This is a genomic window from Micromonospora sp. WMMC264 (assembly GCF_027497275.1).
Lineage (GTDB): Bacteria > Actinomycetota > Actinomycetes > Mycobacteriales > Micromonosporaceae > Micromonospora > Micromonospora chalcea.
Genome location: NZ_CP114907.1, coordinates 3,294,646 through 3,310,452, shown reverse-complemented (window position 1 = coordinate 3,310,452; position 15,807 = coordinate 3,294,646). Strand labels below are relative to the sequence as shown.

The window sequence follows — 15,807 nt, the reverse complement described above, 5'->3', positions numbered from 1 at the left end:
GGCGCCGCGATGAGACCGGTCGATTACCGGCCAGAGGTGGCGGGCGCGCCTGCCGCGGGCTGCAGCATGTAGAGGCGGCCCTCGGTGCGGTCCCGGTAGACGCCGGCGTCGCAGTGGGACAGCCGCACCGAGCTGACGCTGCCGGGCGGCCGAAACCGGACGTCGGAGCCGCCCACCCTGACGTGGGCGATGTGTCCGGCGAGGTTGAGCGCGCGGCAGGAGTCGGTATGCGGCAGAACGACCAGCACGGTGTCGCAGGGGTCGACGTAGCGCCGCCGTACCTGCTGCCCAGGGTGGGTCAGCGCGTAGGCGGTCCGCGTCTCGTCGCCGATGAGGGCGTCGATCCGAGCGCGAGTGTGGCCGTACTCGCCGGCCAGGTTCTGGATCGTCTTCGCCGAGCCCGTGATGGCGGCGGTGGATGCGTGTAGGTCGTCTTCGTTGAGGAGTCTGGTGCGCAGGTGGTCGACGGCGAGCAGCAGCTCGTCGCGTAGGTGGCGGAGAGCGTCGGCGGTCTCGGGTAGGTGCGCGGCGGCGGGGATGGGGTCGACGGCGTGTTGGTCGAGAGTGCGGCCGGTCGCTGCGGTGATCCACCGCTCGACCAGGTTGTGGTGCGGCATCACGCTGCTCCGTCAGTCGGTGAGGTGGGCGAGTTCGGCGGGGGTGAGCTGTGCGGGGGTGCGGTTGTGCCAGGCGTCGGAGTGGCGCAGGTGCCACCAGCGCAGCAGCGTCCGGCAGGCCGAGGTGAGCTCACCTCGGATCGGCAGGGAGTACACCGTGGCGAGCGGGACCTGATGCGCACGGGCGACGTAGGCGGTCGGCGCCCATCCCCGTTCGGTGTGGGTGACCTCGCCGACGATGCGCTGCGGGTAGGGGATGTCGAAGGCGGTGGCGGCTTCGGCGTCGGGTATCACCAGCCACGTGTCCGGATCCTTGCGCCGCAGGGTCGCCACGCCACGCGACGGGTCGCAACGCCGCAGCAGCACGTGTCGCTCGTCGCCTTCGTTCATCGGCCGGTGGTTGCGCCAGGCGCGGTAGCAGGCAGTGAGCGTGACGCCGAGGACGGTGTGCCGCTCGCGGGCGGCGAGAGCATCGGTGACGACCTGGTGGTGACCGGGGAGGTACAGGCCGGCGTGCGCAGCCAGTCCTCGTCGGCCTGTTTCGGCGAGTGCACTCAGTCGGGTGAGGGCCTGGTCGAGGTTGGTGGTGCTGTCGGTGAAGTCGAGCGCGGTCTTGTGCAGGAGGCGGGCGAGGTCGCCGATCGGTTCGGCGGTGGCGGTGTCGTGGCGCCACTGTTGCTCGGGGAGGACGTCGTTGGTGTCGGCGGCGATGCGCCGCAGCACCGGGTCGGTCAGGAACATCAGGGGTCTCCTTCCAACGGTGGGACATGGCGAAGGCCGGTCGCAGCGGGGCTGCGACCGGCCGTGGTGTTTCGGGTCGGGGGGTGTCAGGTGATGGTGACGGCGCACAGCCGCGCGCGTGGGTCGAGGTGGCGCAGGTAGGCGCAGGCGTCGTTGAGGAAGCGGAACCGGTCGGCGACGGAGCCGCCTGCCGGGGTGAGGAGGCGGCCGTCGGTGGTGATCAGCGCGTCGCCGACCAGGGCGATGCGCCAGTGCAGGCCGGTGTAGGTGGCTTCGCCGGCTTGGTAGGCGGGCAGTTCGTATGGGTCGAGGTGGTGGGCGAGCATCGCCAGGACGCGGGGTTGCTGCTCGAAGCGTCGGCGGGCCTCGTGGGCGCTGACCTTGGCGGGATCGGTGTGGTGTTGGGCGAGGTAGTCCTCGAACGGCCGGGCCGGGGGAGTGGTCGCGGCGATGTGGGTGTGCCAGGCACGCCAGCGCAGGGCGGCGTCGTGTGCGGCGGTGGCGGCGGTGCCGGTCAGGTCGAGGCGGCTCTTGCGGCCGCCGGCGGCGATGGTGATCGCGCCGAAGCGGCGGGCGGCGTCGAGCAGGTAGTAGCCGATGAAGCGGGTCAGCCAGCCGATGAGGCGGCGGTGTCGGACGCGGTAGCGGCGCGACGGCGTGCCGTTGGCTTGCAGGAGGTCGTGGACCTTTTCGGAGGCGGCGAACCAGTCGGCGTCCTGGCCGGGGGCGAAGCAGACGGTGATGACCTGGTCGGTGAGGGACGTGTTGGTGAGTGCGGGCATGACGGGGTGCTCCCTTCGCGAAGGCGCGGTTCGACTGCGGGTGTGGTGGTGCCACCGGCATGCGGCGTCTGTGGCGGAGTGCTGCCGGGAAAGGTGCGGGGCGGGATCACGGGGCCGACCGGATGGTGGGCCGAGGGGTGACCCGCTGGCGCGGGCAGATCCGGGAGAACAGACGGGCTGCGGTGCGAACAAAAGAGAAGAAGCTGCACCGTAGCGTCGTGACCTGACAGCACGCCCTCGACCAGCAATCGTGATCAAGTGCTTCACCTGCGTTGACAGGTTCCGGCGGGTCGGCTGACAGGTCGTGTCAGAGGACGAAGACTCCGTCGTCGAAGTTGGGGTTGTCCGCCACCGGCTGACCGTGGTCGGTGGGTAGCTGCGCGAGTCCGACTCGGCCGGTGGCGCCGACCGGCAGCCACACCGCTTCGGCTGGGTCCGTCTCGTGGGTGGCGGTGGCGACGAGGACGTCGCCGCGTCGCCCGCGTAGGAGCCGGTGCAGGTGTTCCTCCCGGGCGGCGCTGCCGAGCCAGAACAGCACCGGGTACCGGATGCCGACGCGTCGGGTCAGGGTGGCGTAGCGGTCGAGTTTGCCGATCAGCCGGCCCAGCGGTTCGGTGCCGGTGTCGGCCTCCAGCCAGAACCCGGCGCTGGCGCCGGCGGCGGTCCAGATGCCGTGGCCGTCGGCGGTGATGGTGCGGAACTGCCGGGTGGTGGTGCGCTCCGACCACCACCGGTCCAGACGCGCGTCGGGGTGGTGCCGGGTGTGGGTCTTGAGCCGGACGAAGAACTCGTTGATGGTGAGTAGGTGGGTCAGGGTCGGGCTGGCCGACACCCGTTGCACGGCTTGTCGGCTCGCCCGGGCGGTCGGTTCGGGTCGTTCGTGGGCGGCGGCCTGGAACCGGTGTCCGTTGTGGCCGAGGGTCCAGTGCCACGGCTGGCTGCCGCCGCCGGTGCGCGCGAACCGGAACCGTTCCAGCAGGCCCAGTCCGTACAGCTCGCTGAGGCGGATCTGGCAGGTACGTCGGGCCAGGAAGAACAGCTGGTGGATCTGATCGGTGGTCAGAACGTGATGGTCGTCGAGGAGGTGGAGCAGCTGCCGGTCCCGGCTGGTGATGTGCGGGTAGATGGCCAGCAGGTCAGCAGAGCGTGATTGCGGCATGGGGTACCCCTGCAGAGAGATTCCCGGTAGGGAGTCTGGACGAGTTGATCTCGCGGACAGACCGGAGGCAGGCCAGGCACGGGCAGGTCAGGCACCTGACAGACGGCTGGGGGAGGGCTCGGGTGCGGTCTCGTCTCGCCGACACCCCCAAACGAGCCCTCACCGCAGCACCCGGACGAGGCCCGAAACGAGCAGGCCGTTGCTCAGCGCTCCCGGCTGGACATCCGCCGTTTCATCGCCGAGCGGGCGACCTGCTGCATCGGCGGCTCACCGTCGGCGCGGCGGTGCGCGGCGGCGCACTCCTGACGGATCGCGGTCGCCTCACCCACCACCTCCGCCGGCGGGTTGGTGGTGAACGTGAACGAGGGCAGCTCCCGGTTGCCGACCAGCAGCCGCGCGGCGGCGGTGTAGACGTCGAGGTGGGCCAGATCGTGCTCGTCGAGCTCCGGTTTGGTGTGGCGCGACAGCTCCCGGGCGTCGGCCGGGTCGACGTTGAAGAACAGCTTCGACCGGGCGTTGGCGGACACCGCCGCGGCGACATCCTTCGGCAGCTGCGCCAGGTCCTGGTGCGCCAGCACCAGACCCAGCCGGAACCCTCGCGCCTCGGCCAGCATGTCCCCGACCGAGCCGGGCAGGGTCAGGAAGTTCTGACACTCGTCGACGTACAGCACGGCGTCGCGGCGCTGGTCCTCCGGGATGCTGGCGCGGGCGATGGCGGCCTGCCAGACGCGGGCCACGATGAGCGAGCCCAGGATCCGCGTCGTCTCCTCCCCGAGCACCCCCTTGGGCAGCCGGCACAGCAGCACCCCGCCGTCGAGCACCCGGCCCATGTCGAAGGAGCTGTGCGCGTTGCCGATGACCGACTTGACGAAGTCGCGCAGCAGAAACGCCCGTAGCCGGGCGAGGACGGGGGCGATGACCTGCCCGCGGAACTGCTCGTTGATGCCGTCGTACCAGACCCAGAACCCGCCGAGACCGTCCGGGTCGTCCAGGCCGTGGGTGAACCGGGCCCGGAAGTCTTTGTCCTGCAACAGCGACGGCACCAGGCTCAGCGTCGGTTTGGCGTGGCGCATCAGCGTCAGGCACGCCACCCGCATCGTGTCGTCCATCCGCGGCCCCCACTGCCCCTGGAAGATCTTCGCGAAGATCCCCACCAGGTTGTCCACCGCCAGGTGCGGATCCCCCCGGTCATCGAGCGGGTTGAAGCAGCCGGGGTTCTCCTGGTCCGGGTCGATGATCACGATCTTGTCCGCGGAGGTGGCGGGGAGCCGGTCGAGGATGTCGGTGATTAGGTCTCCGCGCGGGTCGATGACCACCGTGCCCCGGCCAGCTTTGATGTCGCCGAGGATCATGTTCAGCAGCAGCGTGGACTTCCCGACGCCGGTCTTGCCGACCACGTGCACATGCTGGCGGGCGTCGGTGACGGTCAACCCGACCTTGTGGCGGCCGATCTGGGCACGGCCGAGCATCTTGACGCCACGCCCACCGCCGGGGACCTGCACGGGCGCCGGCACAGCCTTCGCTCGGGCGCGGTCCAGGCCGGGCACGGCGAGGTCTTGCGGCAACGCGGCGAGGGCCGCGAGTTCCGCCACCGTGGCCAAAAACCCCCGCCGCAACCGGCGCCCGGCGAGGGTGGCGACCGGATGGGGCATCTTCATGCGCCGCAGCCGGTTCGGGCCCGTGTACGTGGCGGCGGCCGAGGCGATGGTGTGCCCCAGCCCGATCAGCCGTTCACGGGTCTGCCTGGCCCGCCCCGCATCCGGTGGTGTGGTGTCCGGGTCGCGGGCGACGGCGAACCGGACCGCGATCTCGAAGTGCGGCACCCGCACCGCCTTGTCCACGACCGTGCGGGCCTCAGCGGCGGCCACCGGATCCCGCTCGGCCACCCGACCCACCACAGTCGAGCCGCGCGGCGACCTGGACGGGCCGGGCGTGAACACGTCGAGCAGCCACAGCAGCGGCTCGACAGCCAGTCTCGCCATGCCCGACGCCGCCCGCGCGGCCAGATCCGGCTGCCCGTGCGGGTGGGTGGCGGCCGTTGTCGCGGCCCGGCGGGCGGCGCGGACCCGGCGGGCTCGCGCCGGCCGGGCGAGGACCTGCACGCAGGCGTGCTCGCGGGGGCCGACCCCGGCGCCGGCGGCGAGCAGCGCCCGCAGCGGATCGGTGTCGTGGTCGCTGCGCAGCGGCAGCCCATCGGGGTACTGCGGCCAGTGCCCCCCACCCACCCCCTCACCGACCTGCGGCGGGATCGGCGCGGCGGCATCTGTGGTGGTGATGGTGGCGGCGGGCCAGGCCGCGCGGACGGCGGCCTCGACCGCTCCGGGCGGCACCGTGCCGGGCACCCAGACCCGGATGGTCAGCGCGCGGCCGGTCCACGTGTACTCCCAGCCGACATGCGGGTAGCCGAACACCCAGCGGCGCCACACCGACGGCGTCAGGACGCCGGTGAGGGTGGTCCAGAACGCTGCGGCGGCCTCGGCGGTGACCTGCGGTGGGGCGGCGACGGTCAGCCATCGCGCGCCGGCGGTGAACCGCCGGTGCCGCCAGGCGAGCACCTGGTCATGCCCGAACGCCGCCGCGACAACGATCGCGGCGGCGACGAAGGCCAGCCACGGCCGGGCGAGCACCCAATGCCCCATCTCGGCGGGCCAGCCCGGGGTGGCGGTCACTCGGTCTCCCCGATGCCCGTGACGGCGATCGCGTGCTCCGCGGCCGACCCGACGCTGCGGAACGGGATCCGCGACCTGCCCGCGACGAGCAACCCCTCGCCCCGGGGCGCGGCCAGCAGCAGCCGCGCCTCACCCGCGGTGAGGTTGAACGCCTCCACCACAGCGTCGATCGACTGGGTGCTCTGGCGCATCAGGACCTGCGTCGCGGCGTTGGACACCACGGCGAGCCCCAGGTCGGTCGACAGCACATCAGCCGCGTCCTGCGTGACGACGCACAACCCCGCCGACCGCTTTCGGGCCGCCTTCGCCATCCGGAACAGGAACCGCGCGCCCTCGCCGTCGCGCATCAGCAGCCACGCCTCATCCACCACCACCAGATGCCGACCCCGGCTAGCGCCGGCCGGCGGGGTGTCGATGCCCGACCAGATCGAGTCCAGCGCCAGCAGCGTGCCGATGGTCCGCAGCTCGTCGGGCAGGTGTCGCAGCGACCAAACCACCAGGTGCCCGTGCGGGACGGTGGTGGTGGGCCCGTCGAACAGGCCGGCGAAGTTCCCCACCGTCCAAGGAGCGAGCCGGGCGGCCAGCTGCCCGGCGGCCGGATCATCGTCCCCGGCGAGCACCTCGGCCAGGTCACGCAGCAGAGGAGCGGGCTTCGTCCAGGTGCCCGGGTCGGCGTTGATTCCGGCGCGGGCGTAGGTCGCGGTGATGGCCCGGTCCAGGGCGGCGCGTTCGGCCGGCGGCGGGGCCGCGCCCAGCATGACCGCGATCAGCGTATGCAGGTACAGGCCGCGTCGGGTGAGCGTGTCCGGCCGCCGGTCGTCGGGCAGGTCGAGCGGGTTGACGCGCACCCCGGGCACGCCCAGCTGCACCACCGTCCCGCCGACGTGGTCGGCCAACGGCGTGTACTCGTCCTCCGGGTCGATGACGCTGACGGTCGTGCCCTGATACAGGTTGCGCAGAACGTCGAGCTTGACGAAGTAACTCTTACCCGCCCCGGAGCGGGCGAGGACGACCGAGTTGTGGTTGTCCTGCGCCCACCGGTTCCACACCAGCACCCCGTTGGAGGTCGTGTTGACCCCGTACAACACCCCCTCCGCCAAGGGAGTGCTGCCGGGTGTGGGGGCAGGGAAGTCCGCGGAGGCGAGGGGAAACGCCGCCGCGAGAGCGGTAGTGTCCAGCACGCGGCGCATCCGCAGCGGGTCCACCCCGACCGGCAGAGTCGACAGCCAGCCCTGCTGATGGCGGAACGTCGCCGGTTGCAGATCCAGCAGCACGCTCGCCGCAGCCGCCTTCACACCGGCGGTGAGGGCGGCGAGGTCGTCGAGGGTGCGGGCGTGCAGAGTGACGTAGATGCCGACCTCGAACAGCTTCGCCGCCCCGCGGGCGACCCGCTCGGCCAAATCGGCGGCATCAGCTGCGGCGGCCTCGACCATCGGGTCGCCCAGCCGCCCGGCGTCGGCGTCGAGCCGGCGCGAGGATTCGAGGCGGGCGCGTTGCCGCTTCAGCATCGGCGCGGCCAACTGCGGCACCACCGGGTCCAGGTGCACGGCGACGTCGACGCGTCCCGGATAGGACAGCAGCGGGTCGAGCCACGCCGGGCCGACCTCCGCCGGGTAGCCGCACACGACGTAGGTGGCGGCGTAACCGTCACCAACCCGCACATGCGACGGGGTGAGCGACAACGCGGCCGGCGACGGCATGCCCTCTACGCCTCGGACACTCTTCTTGGGGATTTTCCACAGGTTCATGTGCTGCTCCGCAGAGTGATGGGGACGCCGGGCACCGCGCGTGGGCCGGGCATCGGTGGGGAGAACGGGTCGACCGCGCCCGCGAGCGCGGCGCACACCGCAGACCCGTCCAACACGGCGGCGTGCACGCCGAGCCCGGACAACGCCCGCACCGCGGTGTCGCCCGCTCGCGCGCCGGTGACGACCGCGAGTACCTGCCGGCGCAACGGATCACGCTCGCCGTCAAGGTCCAGCAAGAACGCGGCGTGGTCCTCGGCGGCGGCCTGCAGCGCCCGGTGCGGCAGGCGCCGGACGTTATCGGCGACAGCATGCGCGTGTGCGGCCAGGTCGTGGCGCTGCGCGGCCACGACGATCTGCGCCGGCCCGGTCAAGCCGTTGAGGAACCGGCCGAACCCGTCCAGCAACGCGCCCTGCTCACCGCCGGTTCGCAGGTGAATGTTGGTGGTGCCGCAGGCGATCACCACCTTGTCGCTGCCCCCGCTGGTGAGCACACCAGCGGGGCTGACCGCCGTCACCGGCGACCGCAACAGCGCCGGCACGATCGGCTTCCCCTCCACGGCCGCGCCCGGGACCGCGCCGGCCGTCCCGGGTGTCAGCACGCGAGGGCTGTGCGAGAGCGTGAAGGCGTGCCGCAGCCACACGTCCAAGGGCAGGCCGTCGCGGCGGCCGAGCGCCACCACGACCGCGACAGCGAACACGACAGCACCGCCGACGAGCCACACGGGCCGCGGCAGCAGATGCCCGAACGAGCGGTAGACACCGGCAGCGGCCAAGCCGACGCCGCCGATGATGCCGAGCTGACGGAAGGTGAGCCCGAACGCGACCCGGTCCGGCTCGTTGACGTTGGCCGGCACCACCGCGTGCGGCGCCGCCTCATCCAGATTGTTCATTGATCACTCCGGGCTGGGGTAGACGCCGGGCATGTGGCGGTAGGGCGGGCGGCTGGGGTTGCTCGACGCCAGCGGCGTGCGCCGGACCGGGGCGGCTCTGAGTCGGCCCAGGTTGCGGGTCATCCCCTGCAGGGCCACCGTTCGCAGGACGACGCCGCCGATGCCGACGCTGCGGCCCTGCTGACCGGAGAACCGCCGCACCAGGCTCGGAACCTTGACCGTCATCCACAGCACGACGACCACGAGCAGCAGGTTCAGGTTGTCGGAGCCAGGCAGGCCGAGCAGGACCGGCAGGTTCCCCCGCGGATCGATCACCAGGTTGACGCCGGCCGAGAACGTGACCGCCTGGAGCGTCGGGGTGGCCAGACAGCCCAGCGCCGACCGCCACCACAACTGCGCGACCCCCTCGGTCCAAGGGGTCGCGTGGCAGGCCAAGGCCACCGGCGCGACACCGGCCAACACGACCAGCACCGCGATGCGGGTCAGCCAGCCGCCGACGAGCAGGAACATCAGCACCACGATCAGCAGCCCGATGATCAGCATCAGCAGGCCCGAACTCGGGTCCTCCACCGCGGAAGCGAGCCGCGCCTTGACGAACGTGACCGCCTCGGTCGTCGGGGCGTCCACCCCGGCAAGCGACGTGGTCAACGCGTTCGCCACCTCGATGAGCACGCCGGTTAACGGAACCGCGAACGCCGACAGGACCAACCCGACCACGAGCCGCGGCACAAGCTGCTTGACCGTGTAGCGGGTCTCGACGGAGTCGCCCAACATGACCGCGGCGCCCGCGGCGACGATCGCGAGAATGAAGCAGGCGTCGACCACGAGGGCGCTCTTTCCGGCGATCGACTGCACCTGCGGCAGCCCGGTCACATCCGGCGACACGAAGATCGAGGACGTCAGGAAAGCCAGCAGCCCGCCAAGGAGATCGATCACCCGTTCCGCGAGCCAGCGGACCAGATCGTTCATCAACCAGGTGGTCATCCTCAGCCGCCGAGGATGCCCTGCAACACCTGCAGGATCACCGGGGCCAACACCGCCAAGGCGTAGCCGACCAACGCAGACTTGAAGTTGCCCTTGGCCTGCTCGACCTGGGCCGGGTCACCGCCGGCGGCCATGTACCGCAGACCACCAATGACCAAGAACATCGTCGCGACCAACGCGATGATGCCCATGATCCAGCCAGTGATGTTGGAGACGACCTGATTGAGCCATTTTCATCGTGATCAAGGGGCCTGAGCAGGTAGGCAGGGGCGTGTCGATGCTCCAGATAGGACGAAGCTCCCGGTAGGACAGCAGTCGACCAAGACGCACTGCCCAGCACAGGAGCTTCGTTGCTGACCTATCCTGCCAGCATCCCGCTGTCCACGCGTAGCCTGACCCGCCTGACCGAGCTGATCCGTGGTCGGCGCCGCACGCTCGGCGGCCGCTGGCGCCGGCTGCCTGCGCAGCAGCAGGCGCTGATGGCTCTGGCCCACCTGCGCAACGGCGACACCCTCACCCGGCTGGCCGCCGGCTTCGCCGTGTCGGTGGCCACCGTATGGCGCTACCTGCGCGAGGCCGTCGACCTGCTCGCCGGCTGCGCCGACGACCTCACCGCGGCGATGCGTCGAGTCACCCGGTTGGCGTACGCGATCCTCGACGGCACGCTGATCCCGATCGACCGGGTCGCCGACCAGCGGCCCTACTACTCCGGCAAGCACAAGCGACACGGCGTGAACGTGCAGGTCCTGGCCGACCCGGCCGGGCGGCTGGTCTGGGCCTCACCCGCCCTGCCCGGCGCCGTCCACGACCTGACCGCCGCCCGCACGCACGGCCTGATCGACGCCCTGACCAGCACCAACGTGCTGACCTTCGCGGACAAGGGCTATCAAGGCGCCCGCGGCGCCATCTGGACCCCGTTCAAACGCCGCCGCACCCGACTGTCCCGCCGGCAGAAGTCCGTCAACCGGCACCACGCCAAGATCCGAGCCCTCGGCGAACGCGCCGTCTCCACGCTCAAGACGTGGAAGATCCTGACCAAACTCCGCTGCTGCCCACGCCGCGCCACCCCAATCGTCCAGGCCATCCTCGTCCTCCAAGCCGCCGAGGAGGCCCGCTACCCACGATGAAAATGGCTCAGTAATGGCTATCCGCAACCTACGGACAACCCCGGCCGGAGCGCCGAGCTCTACCGAAGGAACCGCTACGCCGATTCGCCGCGCCACCGGGCACGCCGGGGCTTCTACCAGCTCAGCGCCCCCCGTCCCGGCCACGACGACAACCCGACGCTGGGCACCGGCGCGTACGCACTCGACCAGTCCAGACACGTTGGCTGCTGTCCGTGTCCGCACCCATCGCCGGTACCAGGTAGGAGGCGGCTCGCATGTTCGGAAGACGAGCGACCGCCGCCGAGCAGTACGACATACCGAACATGGACGTCGTCCGCCGCGAGACGCGACGCCTCGACGACCCGAAAGCCGACTACCCCCTCGCCGTCCAAGCCCGCCAAGCGCGGCAGGCGGGCGCCCGCCGCGCCGGTCACGCCAAAGCCGCTTAGCCCTGTCCACTGGCTTCGACAGGGCTGTCGCTGTCGCATATCCGACCGCTGAGGAGGAGAACTAAGATGGCCAGCACGATCACCGTTCTCTTGACCGCAGCACGATCACCGTCAACCGCGACCAGCTCGTCATTGCGATGCTGCTCCGGATGGAATACGACGTCGACCAGGGGGCCGTCCGAAACGCGCTCGTCAATGAGCATGACGTCCCGCACCAGGAGGCGATCTACCTGATGGTGGCCGCCCGGATCTGCGCTGAACGCGGCATCGAACCTTGAACCGACTGACCGAGGAGAACTCGCTGTGTGGCGAATCTTCGAGCCCCGCGAGACGAGCCGTTGGGCAACGCGCGAGATTGTGGACCGGAATGGCTGACGACCGGCCACGCTACGAGATTCCTGGCCTGCCGCCGCTGCCACCGCCCCGCAAGAACATCGCCGACCCCACCATGCTGCACCACGCGTACCGGCGTCAGCCCGGCTACCGGCCACCCCCGGCACGTCGGCCGCTGCTCGATGACAACGCCCGCATCTCGGCGTGGACCGCTTCAGGCGTACTCGCCCTAGTCGTGCTGACGGTGTTGGTGTTCGCGGCACCGATCCTGCTGTGCCCGCTGCTGGTGGTGGCCCTGCTGGGGTGGGGCACCTGGCTGTACGTGAAAGGGTGGAGGCCCCGGCAGCGCCTGCTGTAGCCCTCCGACGTAGCGAACCCTGGTCTCCCACCCGTTACCTCCATAATCGTCCCCAGCCGGGGGCCCTCGGTCGCCCGGCCCGGTATGACTTTCATGCCCCTGCCTGTCGGATGATCCGGGGGTGTTGTCGCCGGGTCGGGTGGCGTCGGCGGACCGCTGATAGGGACACGACCATTCGTGTTGGGGTAGGTCTTTCGCACCGTGGCTGCCGAGTCAGGGTCTGGGTCCAGTCCCGGCTACGCCGGCGTCTCTGTCGGCTATCCGTCACGCGCTGGCGAGCAGCGCCTTCGCGTAGTGCGATGATCAGGTGGGGCGGGCGCCAGGGGAGTACGGTCGCGAGTCCGGGGCCCTGCTGGGCACCATCGCCGTCGGTCTGGCTATCAACATCGTGACGGCGCGAACGGACAGCTGGCATGGGCCGTGGCGGTTTGTCCTTGACTACGCCTACCTGTGGCTTCCGCTCTGCGTTGTCGTGTGGCTTGGCTGGCGGTACTTCCTGCACCGCCGGACGGCGATTACGTGGCGGAGCACGGAAAGCCCATACCCGGGCCTCGCGCCGTTCACGGTGGAGCGCGCCAGTGTGTTCTTTGGCCGCGACCGCGAGGCAAGCGACGTACTGCATCGCCTGGAGCGCTCGGGGCCGGCGCCGGCAACCCGGATCGTCGCTATCGTCGGCCCGTCGGGAGTGGGCAAGTCGTCGCTGATCCGCGCGGGCGTCATCGCTGGACTACCACGGCGGTGGACCGTGGTGGGTCCGCTTCGCCCGGCTGCCGACCCGTTTATGAACCTCGCCGCAGCCTTGGCGGATGGCCCGGCCGCTGTGCTGCAGACGGCGCGGCTGTTGCGCGAGGAAGCCGCCGCTCCGGAAGCTCCGCTGCAGGTTATGCCGAGCCTCCTCAGCCTCGCCCGCGGACCTGTGCTGCTCGTCGTCGATCAAGCCGAGGATCTGTACACCCTGACCGACGAGCACGACCGGGCCCTGTGGTGGAGCCTGCTGACCCGCACGCTGACGGTGCTGCCGGAACTGCGCTTGCTGGTGGCGATCCGGCCCGAGTTCCGCCGCCGGCTCACCGAGCAGCAAGCCGGCTTCATCACCCGGCCTGTCGCCATCGGTCTGCTGGATCCGGCCCGCATCCGACAGGCCATCGCGGGGCCCGCCCGGGCTGCAGGACTCACGTTCGAGGACGATCTCATCGACCGCATGACCGCCGACGCCACGGTCGGTGACGCGCTTCCCCTGCTCAGCCACCTGCTACAACGTCTACACCTTCAGTCTGACCGCCGGCACATCACGGTGGCCCAATACGAACAGGCCGGCGAGGTGGGCGGCGCCATCGCAGCTCACGCTGAACAGATCTACGAGTCGCTTACCGTGCGGTACCCCCGACACGCCGTCGACTCTGCCCTGCTGCGCGGCATCGGCCTGGAAGGCAAGGAAGCCGTACGACGGACGATCCGTCGAGCCGACCTTGATACCACCGCCGCCCACATCCTTGAGGAGTTCAGGGCAGCCCGCCTGATCATCGACGTCGACGACGGCACCTGCCTCGAACTGACCCACGACGCCCTGCTCCGCCAGTGGCACCGACTCGCCGCTCTGATCAACGCCAACGAGGAGCGCCTGCACCGCATCACCCAACTCGAACACCGCGCGGCAGCGTGGCAAGCGAACCCACAGACAGACGACCTTTTGCGCGGCCAAACCCTCGCCGATGCCCTTGCGCTGGCCGCCGAAGTGCCCCTCTCCACCGCAGCCCGCCACCTGCTCGACGCCTCCCAGGAGACTGATCACCAGCACCGCGTCCGACAGTCCGAGCGCGTTGCCGAGTTCGCGCAACAGGTGCGCCGACAAGACCACGAACTGGCCGTGGCGCTCGCCAACACCGCGCTGCACGAGCTGCCACCCACCCTGGCAGCGACGATGACGCACTGGGCCCTGACCGCCGCACCGCAAACCCGGCGCCTTACCATCGGACACACCACCGGCATCACCTCCGCCGTCTGGCTGCCCGACAACCAGGGGTTGCGCACCGCCGACAAGATGGGCCGCGTCTGCACCTGGGACGACGCTGGCCGCCTCACCGGGGTCGCCTTCGCCGCTGACCCAGAAGCATGCGGTCAGACCCTGCTCAGTGCCACGGGAGCCCTTGCCCTCACAGAGCGCGATCGAGCTGTCATGCTGTGGCGTGTCGCAGACGGCCGTAACCTGGGCAGACGGCGGGGGAGTCTTCTGGCGTCATTCGACTCGTTTTCGTGGGGAGGTGATGCGTGCTTCGCGGGAACCTTCGACTACCGCGCCGTTGACGTCTACCGCCTCAAGGACGACGTCCCCAGATTGGTCACCAGCATCCCTGCCACGAACGTTCACGCCACGGCATGGTCTCCTCAAGGCGACCGGCTGGCCATCGCCTCAGACGGTCTGCTGCTCGTGATCGGCGTCGGCGAGCAGACGTCGGAGATCCTGCGACAGCAGGTAGCGTGGTCAAAACCGGTGTTGTGCTGGGCGCCCGACGGCATCCGCCTCGCTGTCTCAGCCGCCCCGGCTTTCACGCTACGCCGCAGCGACATCTTCGTGCCGAAACTGCGCACGCTGTGGATCTACGACACTGACACCGGCCAAGCCGCCGAAAGCGCGCCCCCCGGCTTGGCCGGAGCAATGGCGTGGTCGCCCATCGGTGATGTCATCGCCTGCTCCGTCAATCGAACACGACACCGAGACCGGGTGGCGCTGATCGACGTAGGCACAGGCCGGACAGTCGAGCGGCGGGCACGTCCTCACCAAATAAGCACGATCGCGTGGTCCTCCGATGGCAAGCGTATCGGCCTGGGAACCTCATTCCATAACGTGGAGATCTGGGATGTTGTCGACCGAAGCTTCCACCGCATGCCTACCGGAGAGCTGCAGCGAGTCTCTTGGTCGCCTGATCTCGAGCGAGCCCTCGTAAAGCGGACCGGAACGCCGCCAGAGATCATTGAAGCGGCTAAAACGTTGCCGCCCCTACCGCTCGGAGGCGATCATTGCCTGTCGATCGCGTTCTCGCCACTGGGAGACCTGGTCGCCACTGCTAAGCAGGAGCAAGTCACGGTATGGGATGCGAGATCTGGTGTCCTCTACGCACAATGGGGTGCTTGCCCGCGACGAATGCCGAAACGCATTCCGGCATCAACGCCATTTCCGTGGGCGTATGGACTTGCCTGGTCTGGAGACGGCACCCGGCTGGCCGTCCACACACATTGCTTCTACGGCAGAACGCCAGCCGCAGTCTCCGTCTGGCACGTCGGTAAAGCGCAGCGCTTAGCAGTTCTCGAAGGGAGCGAAGAGAGCACAGGGAAGATTGCTTGGTCGCCGGACTCAAGTTTCATAGCTGCAGTCGTCAGCAAATACACCGTGAGCCTCTGGCGAGGAGATGACTACACATGCATCCATCGATGGCAAACCGATGGGTCGGGTAACATAGCGGCTCTGGCCTGGTCGGATGACTCCACCAAACTCGCGGTTGCGGTCGGCAGCCAGATCGAGATCTGGGGCGTAGCGCAGCAGCGCGTCAGCGTGCGTTGTATCGGGCATATGGGCAAGGTGCAGCACTTGAGCTGGTCGACCGACGGGCACCGGCTGGCAAGCATTAGCGATGACCATGTGCTCTACCTCTGGGGCGCCCAAGACGGACGACCGCTTGGCGTAGTCGACATGTCGCACGGGATCGTGCGGAGCCTGTCATGGCAAGACGCTCTCGTTGTCACCTACGGCGACGGCATCATCATGAGCTGGGACGTATGCGATGGCCTCGCGATGACTTCCACCGGAAGCGGTGAGCCTCGTGCGCTCAGCGCTGAAGAACGCGACCGTTACGGCTTGCCCGCGACGCCAGTCGGCTAAAAGCTCGCCCAGGTGAGATTGTCGGGATTCAACCGGGGCCTGGTCGACTAGGTGGCGCGTAGATGGACGACGGCGTCGATGACGTCGTGCCGCA

General features: G+C 69.7%; 12 protein-coding genes and 2 pseudogenes. 5 read left to right on the top strand and 9 right to left on the bottom strand.

The genetic code is table 11. The annotated features are described in order from the left end of the window. Positions 1-23: 23 nt before the first annotated feature. The 9 genes and pseudogenes from O7542_RS14025 to O7542_RS13985 all read right to left on the bottom strand — a co-directional run. On the bottom strand, positions 24-617 hold the full coding sequence (locus O7542_RS14025) for a hypothetical protein (RefSeq protein WP_281606410.1): 594 nt from the start codon (positions 615-617) through the stop codon (positions 24-26). Positions 618-629: 12 nt separating this feature from the next. Further along, positions 630-1,358: a hypothetical protein gene (locus tag O7542_RS14020; RefSeq protein WP_281606409.1), complete on the bottom strand. Its 729-nt coding sequence runs from the start codon at positions 1,356-1,358 to the stop codon at positions 630-632. Between the two features lie 86 nt (positions 1,359-1,444). Further along, positions 1,445-2,140, bottom strand: a complete 696-nt coding sequence (locus O7542_RS14015; RefSeq protein ID WP_281606408.1) for a hypothetical protein — start codon at positions 2,138-2,140, stop codon at positions 1,445-1,447. A 307-nt stretch (positions 2,141-2,447) separates the two neighbouring features. After that, complete coding sequence (locus tag O7542_RS14010) at positions 2,448-3,299, bottom strand: replication-relaxation family protein (RefSeq protein WP_281606407.1); 852 nt, start codon at positions 3,297-3,299, stop codon at positions 2,448-2,450. A gap of 203 nt (positions 3,300-3,502) precedes the next feature. Further along, entirely contained in the window at positions 3,503-5,968 is a 2,466-nt protein-coding gene (locus O7542_RS14005) for a type IV secretion system DNA-binding domain-containing protein (protein WP_281606406.1), read from the bottom strand. Beyond that, positions 5,965-7,668 carry a DUF87 domain-containing protein gene (locus O7542_RS14000; RefSeq protein ID WP_281606405.1) on the bottom strand — a complete coding sequence of 568 codons (1,704 nt, stop codon included), beginning with the start codon at positions 7,666-7,668 and terminating at the stop codon, positions 5,965-5,967. The genes O7542_RS14005 and O7542_RS14000 overlap by 4 nt, the downstream gene beginning before the upstream one ends. 44 nt (positions 7,669-7,712) lie before the next feature. Next, complete coding sequence (locus O7542_RS13995; protein WP_281606404.1) at positions 7,713-8,606, bottom strand: PrgI family protein; 894 nt, start codon at positions 8,604-8,606, stop codon at positions 7,713-7,715. A gap of 3 nt (positions 8,607-8,609) precedes the next feature. Then, entirely contained in the window at positions 8,610-9,590 is a 981-nt protein-coding gene (locus tag O7542_RS13990) for a conjugal transfer protein TrbL family protein (RefSeq protein ID WP_281606403.1), read from the bottom strand. 2 nt (positions 9,591-9,592) lie between these two features. Continuing rightward, a pseudogene (locus O7542_RS13985) lies at positions 9,593-9,808 on the bottom strand (pilin); the annotation flags it as partial. 132 nt (positions 9,809-9,940) lie between these two features. Here O7542_RS13985 and O7542_RS13980 point away from each other — a divergent pair. The 5 genes and pseudogenes from O7542_RS13980 (at position 9,941) to O7542_RS13965 (ending at position 15,713) form a co-directional block, all read left to right on the top strand. After that, positions 9,941-10,717, top strand: coding sequence for a transposase family protein (locus tag O7542_RS13980; RefSeq protein ID WP_274477492.1), 777 nt, complete (start codon positions 9,941-9,943; stop codon positions 10,715-10,717). 111 nt (positions 10,718-10,828) lie between these two features. Further along, positions 10,829-10,921, top strand: a pseudogene (locus O7542_RS30530) (transcriptional regulator); the annotation flags it as partial. A gap of 373 nt (positions 10,922-11,294) precedes the next feature. Beyond that, entirely contained in the window at positions 11,295-11,423 is a 129-nt protein-coding gene (locus O7542_RS13975; RefSeq protein ID WP_281606402.1) for a hypothetical protein, read from the top strand. An 89-nt stretch (positions 11,424-11,512) separates the two neighbouring features. After that, positions 11,513-11,836 carry a hypothetical protein gene (locus tag O7542_RS13970; RefSeq protein ID WP_281606401.1) on the top strand — a complete coding sequence of 108 codons (324 nt, stop codon included), beginning with the start codon at positions 11,513-11,515 and terminating at the stop codon, positions 11,834-11,836. Positions 11,837-12,143: 307 nt separating this feature from the next. After that, complete coding sequence (locus tag O7542_RS13965; RefSeq protein WP_281606400.1) at positions 12,144-15,713, top strand: AAA family ATPase; 3,570 nt, start codon at positions 12,144-12,146, stop codon at positions 15,711-15,713. Positions 15,714-15,807: the final 94 nt, after the last annotated feature.

What these genes read in the sequence shown, in the direction of transcription:
- O7542_RS14015 (WP_281606408.1), bottom strand. Translation starts at nt 2,140, where the DNA reads ATGCCCGCACTCACCAACACGTCCCTCACCGACCAGGTCATCACCGTC.
- O7542_RS13990 (WP_281606403.1), bottom strand. Translation starts at nt 9,590, where the DNA reads ATGACCACCTGGTTGATGAACGATCTGGTCCGCTGGCTCGCGGAACGG.
- O7542_RS13970 (WP_281606401.1), top strand. Translation starts at nt 11,513, where the DNA reads ATGGCTGACGACCGGCCACGCTACGAGATTCCTGGCCTGCCGCCGCTG.
- O7542_RS14025 (WP_281606410.1), bottom strand. Translation starts at nt 617, where the DNA reads ATGCCGCACCACAACCTGGTCGAGCGGTGGATCACCGCAGCGACCGGC.
- O7542_RS13995 (WP_281606404.1), bottom strand. Translation starts at nt 8,606, where the DNA reads ATGAACAATCTGGATGAGGCGGCGCCGCACGCGGTGGTGCCGGCCAAC.
- O7542_RS13975 (WP_281606402.1), top strand. Translation starts at nt 11,295, where the DNA reads ATGGAATACGACGTCGACCAGGGGGCCGTCCGAAACGCGCTCGTCAAT.
- O7542_RS14020 (WP_281606409.1), bottom strand. Translation starts at nt 1,358, where the DNA reads ATGTTCCTGACCGACCCGGTGCTGCGGCGCATCGCCGCCGACACCAAC.
- O7542_RS14010 (WP_281606407.1), bottom strand. Translation starts at nt 3,299, where the DNA reads ATGCCGCAATCACGCTCTGCTGACCTGCTGGCCATCTACCCGCACATC.
- O7542_RS14000 (WP_281606405.1), bottom strand. Translation starts at nt 7,668, where the DNA reads ATGCCGTCGCCGGCCGCGTTGTCGCTCACCCCGTCGCATGTGCGGGTT.